The organism is Actinomycetospora sp. C-140, from assembly GCF_054796175.1.
In genome coordinates this window covers 103316-110131 of sequence record NZ_JBTWNF010000023.1, presented here as the reverse complement: position 1 = coordinate 110131, position 6816 = coordinate 103316, and the positions used below count along the sequence as shown (strand labels likewise).

The window sequence follows — 6816 nt, the reverse complement described above, 5'->3', positions numbered from 1 at the left end:
GACGAGAGCCCCTCCCGCACGGTGCGGGAGGGGCTCTCGGCGTTCGCGGGGCTCAGGCCTCGGGGGTGTTGGGCATCTTCCCGGTGACCATGAAGACGACGCGTCGGGCGACCGCGACGGCGTGGTCGGCGAAGCGCTCGTAGAAGCGGCCCAGCAGCGTCACGTCGATGGCCGGGGCGACGCCGCTCGGCCACTCCTTGCTCAGCAGCAGCGTGAACAGGTGGCGGTGCAGGTCGTCCATGGCGTCGTCGTCGGACTCCATGGTGAAGGCGAGCTCGACGTCGCGGGTGAGGATCACCTGGCGCGCGTCCTGGGCGAGGTCGAGCGCCACGCGGCCCATCTCGGCGAAGTACGGGGCGACGTCCTCGGGCAGCACCTTGGCCGGGTGACGCCGGCGGGCCGCCTTGGCGACGTGCAACGCCAGGTCCCCCATGCGCTCGAGGTCGCCGGCGGAGTGGATCGCGGCGATCACGGAACGGAGGTCGCCGGCGACGGGCGCCTGCAGGGCGAGCAGACCGAACGCCTGCTCCTCGGCGCGGGTGCGCAGGGCGTCCAGCTTGGTGTCGTCGGAGATGACTTCCTCGGCCAGGTCGAGGTCGCCCTCGAGCAGGGCGGTGGTCGCCTTCTTCATGGCTTCGCCCGCCATCTGGGACATCTCGGCGAGCTCGCCCGAAAGGGCGTCGAGCTTCTCGTGATAGGCCGCGCGCATACCGCGCAACCTACGCGGAGGCGCCATCGCGGACCCGACGGCGGCATGAACCGCGGGTGAACGCGGTCGCCGCGACACCCGCGCCGACCAGCGGTGACGTCAGGCGCAGGTCGCGTCGGCGGCCGTGATGGTCGGGTTCACGGGCGCCGTGGCGGTGCTGCCCTCCGGTGCGGCGGCGGACCGCACGCGGCCGTCGAAGTCGTCGCCGAGGACGAGCGTCAGGACACCGCGTCCGGTCGCGCTCGGTTCGAGGGTCGCGCCCGGCACCGCCGCCGAGAGGGACTGTGCCGCGGCCGCCTGGTCCGGCGAGTACCGGATGGTCGTCGCGCCGCCCGACCCGGCCGACCCGGTTCCCGAGTCGTCGGTGACGACCCCGAAGCCGTCGGCCCGCAGCCGCCCGGCCACCGCGGATGCCGAGGGGCCGTGCGAGGACGACGCCGACCCGTCCCCGCTCTCGTCGCCGTACCCGTCGGAGCCCCCGGAACCCTCGGAGCTCCCGTCGACCGGCGAGCGCCCGTCGACGAGCCGGATGTCGGCCGGCGCCGCCGGGGTGGCGGGCCCGGGCGTGGCGGGGGCGGCGCCGGGCGTCCCGGGCAGCGGGCGCTCGCCGATGATCGCGTCGAAGAGCGCGCGCTCCTCCCCGGCGCGCAGCACCTCGTTGCCGCGGTCGTTGGCGATGCCCGTGGTCGGCACGGTGACGAAGTTGACCGTGCGCGGGTCCAGGCTGCCGAGCGACTGCGCCAGCGTGAGCAGCTGGTCGGAGCCGATGTTCTCGCCGAACGTCGAGCGCGAGACCGCCTCGACCAGGCCCTCGAGGCGGGTCGGGTCGAGCAGCGTGCCGGCGGAGAGCACCGAGCGCAGCAGCGCGCCGAGGAAGCGCTGCTGGCGCTGGATCCGCCCGTAGTCGCTCGACGGGTCGCCCTCGACGTGGCGGGCGCGCACGAAGTCGAGCGCCTGCTGTCCGTTCAGCTGCGTCAACCCGGCCTGCGGGACGATCGGGCCGAGCACGGAGTCCTCGACGGGTCGCTCCACGCAGATCGGCACCCCGTGCACGGCGTCGACCATGCCCTGGAAGCCCTGGAAGTCGACGCCGAGGAAACGGTTGATCGCGAGCCCGGAGAGCTCCTGGATCGCGCGGGTCACGCACCGCGGGCCGCCGGCGGCGTACGCGGAGTTCAGCTTGACCCGCGGGGTGGGCGGCAGCATCTGGGGCGAGTAGGCGCCGCTGACGGGGTCCCACCGCTCGCACGCCGGCCGGGTGATCTCCAGGTCGCGCGGGAACGACACCACGGTCACGCCCGCCCGGTCCTCGGGCACGTGCACGACCATGATCGTGTCCGTGCGCGCGCCGGGGACGTCGGCGGAGTCGCCCGCGTCCTCCGACGGCGGCGCCCCGGCCCGGCTGTCCGAGCCGACGACGAGGAAGTTCTGGTCCCCGGCCTGCGCGGCGGCGTCCTGGATGGCCGGCGAGTCCGGGTCGAGGGCGCCGATCTGACGGACCGCGGCCTCGACCCACGACGCGGCACCCCAGCCGAGCCCGCACACGACGACCACGAGCACGGCGCACAGGGCGGTGAGCACCCGCAGCATCCGCGGCAGCGTCCACCGGCGTCGCCAGGTCGCCACCCGCGCACCGGCCGAGGCCAGCACGGCCGACGTCGCCGCGAAGTGCTCGTCCCCCTCGCGGGCCGCGGTCGCCACCGGGCGCCGCGTGACGGCCACGGGCTCGCGGACGGGGGCCTTCGCGGGAGCCGGGGCCGGCGGGTCGTCCGCCGGCGGGTCGTCGACCGGGGCCGCCGTGTCCTCGGGCGGCGCGGGGACGGACGCGACGCTCGCGGCGCGGACGTGGCGCACCGCGGGCGACTCCGGCGCTGCCGTGGCGCCGCGGTCCTCGGGGGTCGGCTCCGGGGCCGGTGTCGGGATCGGTGTCGCCTCGCGGACCGGTGGGGACGGCGCCGATGGCCGTGCGGGAGGTCCGGCCGCGGCACCGGGGGGCTGCAGGCGAGCGCGGGGTGGTTCGGCGCGGGGTGGTTCGGCCCGGGGCGGCTCCGGGCGCGCCGGCGGGTCCGCGGGTGCCGGGCGGGCGCCCGCCTGCACCGGCACTCGGCCCGCGGGCAGGGTCACGGCGTCGACCGGAGCCCGGGTGGACGGCGGTGCGGGGGCGGCCGGGGAGGACGGGGAGGGCGGCGAGGCGGCGCTGCCGGACGCGGGACCCGGGGGCGGGAGCGTCGTCGGTGACGTCACGAGCGCCGCGCCCGGCGGACGCAGGCCGAGGCGGGGTCCGCGGCGGCGGGTCAGCGGCACCATCGTCGGGCGACGTCCGGCGACCGACGGTGTCGCGACCGGGACGCGGAACGGCACGGACGTCGGCGCCGACCCCCGGGTGGCGGCGCGGTCCGCGTCCGAGCCCGGTGTCGCGGGGCGGGAGCCCCGGACCGGGTCACCGGCGCGGTCGTCGGTCACGCATCTCCTCGCGGGTCGCGCCGTGGGGCCGTCGGCCCAGGTGGTCGGGGGCTCAGCAGCGGAATAGTACGGCGCGGCCGGACCCCGATCCCGCCGGGTCCACTACGCCACGCGGGCATCCGGACACAACCGTCGCCACACGACCGGGCGACACGCGGCGTCCGTTCGCTCACCCGTCCGTTCAGGTTCGGCTCAGGGCCGACCACGGCCGGGTGACGGACCTCAGGACGAGGGGAAGGCGCGGCGTGCTGCGGCCTCGATGCCCCGCCGCGCGGAGGCCGGTCCGGCGAGGCGGACCGCGCCGTCCGCGGCGTCCCGGTAGGCGACCGCGTTGCGGCCGGCGCGCTTGGCGACGTAGAGGAGCGCGTCGGCGGCGTCGAGACCGGGCGAGCCCGGCCGGTCGCCGTCGTCGAGGCACGCGACACCGACGCTGACCGTGACCCGCAGGTCGGCGGCGACCTCGTGCCACGGGTGGGCGTCGACGCGCGCACGGGCCTCCTCGCACACCCGCACGGCGTCGGCGGGCTCGAGCCCGGGCAGGACGAGGGCGAACTCCTCGCCGCCGTACCGGGCGCAGAAGCCGTCCTCGGGGAGCCCTTCGCTCATGAGGTCGACCAGGCGGCGCAGGACCTCGTCGCCCAGGGCGTGGCCGTGGTCGTCGTTCACCGCCTTGAAGTGGTCGACGTCGGCGAGGGCCACGCAGACCGGCGCGTCGACCGACGCGCTGCCCTGGTCGCCACGCAGCGTGCCCAGTCGCTCGTCGAGGTAGCGCCGGTTCCACGTGGCCGTCAGGCTGTCGCGGCGGCTCTGCTCCCGGGCCTCGGCGCGTTCGCGACGGAGACGGTCGACCTCGAGGCGTAACTGATCGGGCACGCTGGCCGGCGCTGTCCGCTCGTCACGGACGATCGAGACGGCGGCCTTCAGGTGCTGGTACGCGCGGCGCCAGTCGCCGCGGTCGGCGAGGACCTCCGCCGCGGCCTCGTGGGCGCGCGCCCGATCGGCGCGACCGTCGGCCGTGGGGGCGTCGGACGGGACGGTGGTGAGCCCGACGATCGGCGAGGTGGGGAAACCGCAGGTGACGGACTTCTCGGCGGGCTCCGGGCCGGTGGCGGTCGTGCCGGTGTCGGTGTCGTCCGGGGACGGCGCGGTCGTCACCGCCGCGTTCCCGCGCCCGTGGGGCAGCCCGGCCAGCCGCACGCACACCACCTCCGTCCCGCCTACCAGTGTCGCCCTCGATCACCGCATCGTCACGGCCATTCGCCGTCACGCCATCAACGTCAATCGTCCGGCGCAGGTGACGCTGCGTAGATGAACCAGTGGCCGACCCGTTCGGCCCACCTTGAGTCGCCCGCAGCGGTGGTCCTGCGGGGCCGTCGCGTGCCGGCGGTGACGTGAGATCGGTGTGTACCCGAGTCCGGGTACGAAGCGTAGCGCTTCCGCGGCGTGTCTAGCCGCCGGAGTGCATGACGTCGGCGGCCGTCGGGACGGTGTCGTCCTCGGGGTCGTCGAGCCAGCCCTCGGGCAGCGTGACGTGCGCGGGCGAGCCCTGCCGGCCGCGGGGTCCGTCGGCGTCGGCGGGGAAGGGGAGTTCGGGGTCGAGGCGGGCCAGCAGCTCGTCGAGGCGCTCCAGCCCGTCGATCATGCCGAGCTCGCGGCGCAGCTCCGAGCCGACCGCGAAGCCGTGCAGGTACCAGGACATGTGCTTGCGGGAGTCGCGGACGCCTTTGTGGTGGCCGTGGTGGGCGATCAGCAGCTCGACGTGCCGGCGCATCACCGCCGCGACCTCGCCGAGCGTGGGCGGCGTCGGGATCGGGCGGCCGGCCAGTGCGGCCTCGAGCTCGCCGAACAGCCACGGCCGCCCCAGGCAGCCGCGTCCGACGACGACCCCGTCGCACCCGGTCTTCTCCATCATCGCGACGGCGTCGGACGCGGCGAAGATGTCGCCGTTGCCGAGCACCGGCGTCGTGGCGGGCAGCGCGTCGCGCAGCTCGGCGATGCGGTCCCAGTCGGCGTGACCCGAGTAGCGCTGGGCCGCCGTGCGTGCGTGCAGGGCCACCGAAGCGGCCCCGGCGTCGGCGGCGATCCGCCCCGCGTCGAGGAACGTCACGTGGTCGTCGTCGATCCCGACGCGCATCTTCACCGTCAGCGGCAGCCCGCCCCGGGACGCGGCCTCGACGGCGGTGCCCACGATCGACGCGAACAGCCGCCGCTTGAACGGCAGGGCCGCCCCGCCGCCGCGGCGCGTCACCTTGGGCACCGGGCAGCCGAAGTTGAGGTCGACGTGGTCGGCGAGGTCCTCGTCGACGATCCGCTCGACGGCGCGCCCGATGGTCACGGGATCGACGCCGTAGAGCTGCATCGACCGGGGCGTCTCGTCGGCGTCGAACGCGATCATCTCGGCGGTGCCGGGGTGCTTCTCCACCAGCGCCCGCGCGGTGATCATCTCGCAGACGTAGAGGCCGGCGCCCTGCTCGCGGCACAGCCGGCGGAACGCGACGTTCGTGATGCCGGCCATCGGCGCGAGCACGACCGGTGTCGGCAGCTCGAGCGGACCGATGCGCAACGCCTCCATGGCCCTCCATTGTGCGCCCCGCCGGGGAGCTCTCGCTCCGAGCCCCGGACGTGGTGGACTCCCCGCATGGCCGCGCCGACCGTCGACGAGCTCGAGGCGCTGCGCGTGCCCCTGGCCGCGCACTGCTACCGGATGCTCGGCTCCGCCGCGGACACCGAGGACGCGGTGCAGGAGGCCATCGTGCGGGCCTTCCGCCACCGCGAGCGCTACGACCCGGACCGGGGCGCCCTGCCCACCTGGGTGTACCGCATCGCGACGACGGTCTGCCTCGACCTGCTGCGCGCCGCGCGCCGGCGGGCGCTGTGCGTCGATCTCGGACCCGCCGCCGTGCCCGGGGCCGACATCGGTCTGGCGCTGCCGGCGGACCGTTTCGTCGAACCGATGCCCGACGCCCGCCTGGTGGCCCCGGCCGACCCGGCGGAGGTGACGGCGCAGCGGGAGACCGTGCGGCTCGCCTTCGTCGCCGCCCTGCAGCACCTCCCGCCCCGACAGCGGGCGACGTTGCTCCTGCGCGACGTCCTCGCGTTCTCCGCCGCGGAGACCGCCGAGATCCTGGGGACGACCACGGCCGCGGTCACCAGCGCGCTCCAGCGCGCCCGCGAGACCCTCGACCGTCACCGGCCGGCCCCCGGGGACCCGCTCGACGAGACCGACCCGGAGCAGCGGCGCCTGCTCGCGCGCTACGTCGACGCCTTCGAGGCCCACGACGTGGTCCGGCTGACCGACCTGCTGCGCGAGGACGCTCGCACCTCGATGCCGCCCTACGGGTGGTGGATCGAGGGTGGCGCGACGATCGCCGGGCTGGTCGGACTCGGCGGGTGCGCGGGCGCGCGCCTCGCGCCGGTCGCGATCAGCGGGCAGCCGGGGTTCGGCCAGTACCGCCCCGACGAGGGCGGCGTGCTGCGCCCCTTCGGCCTGGTGCTGGTCGAGACCCGCGGGGACCGCGTCGCGCACATGACGACGTTCCTCGGTACCGCGGACCGGTTCGCCGCGTTCGGCCTGCCCGCGGTGCTCGACCCGGATTCCTCCCGGGCGACCGATGAATCCGGGGCGGCACGGACGTAGCACCTGG

At 76.0% G+C, this 6816-nt stretch carries 5 protein-coding genes; 1 reads left to right on the top strand and 4 read right to left on the bottom strand.

Annotated features, from left to right (window positions below; genetic code table 11):
• Nucleotides 1–52: 52 nt before the first annotated feature.
• From phoU to dusB, 4 genes are all read right to left on the bottom strand, one after another.
• Entirely contained in the window at nucleotides 53–709 is a 657-nt protein-coding gene (gene phoU, locus ACR9E3_RS29040) for a phosphate signaling complex protein PhoU (protein ID WP_460384340.1), read from the bottom strand.
• 99 nt (nucleotides 710–808) lie between these two features.
• Nucleotides 809–3172, bottom strand: a complete 2364-nt coding sequence (locus ACR9E3_RS29035; RefSeq protein WP_460384339.1) for an LCP family protein — start codon at nucleotides 3170–3172, stop codon at nucleotides 809–811.
• A 222-nt stretch (nucleotides 3173–3394) separates the two neighbouring features.
• Nucleotides 3395–4369, bottom strand: coding sequence for a GGDEF domain-containing protein (locus tag ACR9E3_RS29030; protein WP_460384337.1), 975 nt, complete (start codon nucleotides 4367–4369; stop codon nucleotides 3395–3397).
• A 250-nt stretch (nucleotides 4370–4619) separates the two neighbouring features.
• On the bottom strand, nucleotides 4620–5744 hold the full coding sequence (gene dusB, locus ACR9E3_RS29025; RefSeq protein WP_460384336.1) for a tRNA dihydrouridine synthase DusB: 1125 nt from the start codon (nucleotides 5742–5744) through the stop codon (nucleotides 4620–4622).
• A 66-nt stretch (nucleotides 5745–5810) separates the two neighbouring features.
• On the opposite strand from dusB, the gene ACR9E3_RS29020 reads away from it, so the two are divergent.
• Nucleotides 5811–6809: an RNA polymerase subunit sigma-70 gene (locus ACR9E3_RS29020; protein ID WP_460384335.1), complete on the top strand. Its 999-nt coding sequence runs from the start codon at nucleotides 5811–5813 to the stop codon at nucleotides 6807–6809.
• The last annotated feature ends 7 nt before the right edge of the window (nucleotides 6810–6816 follow it).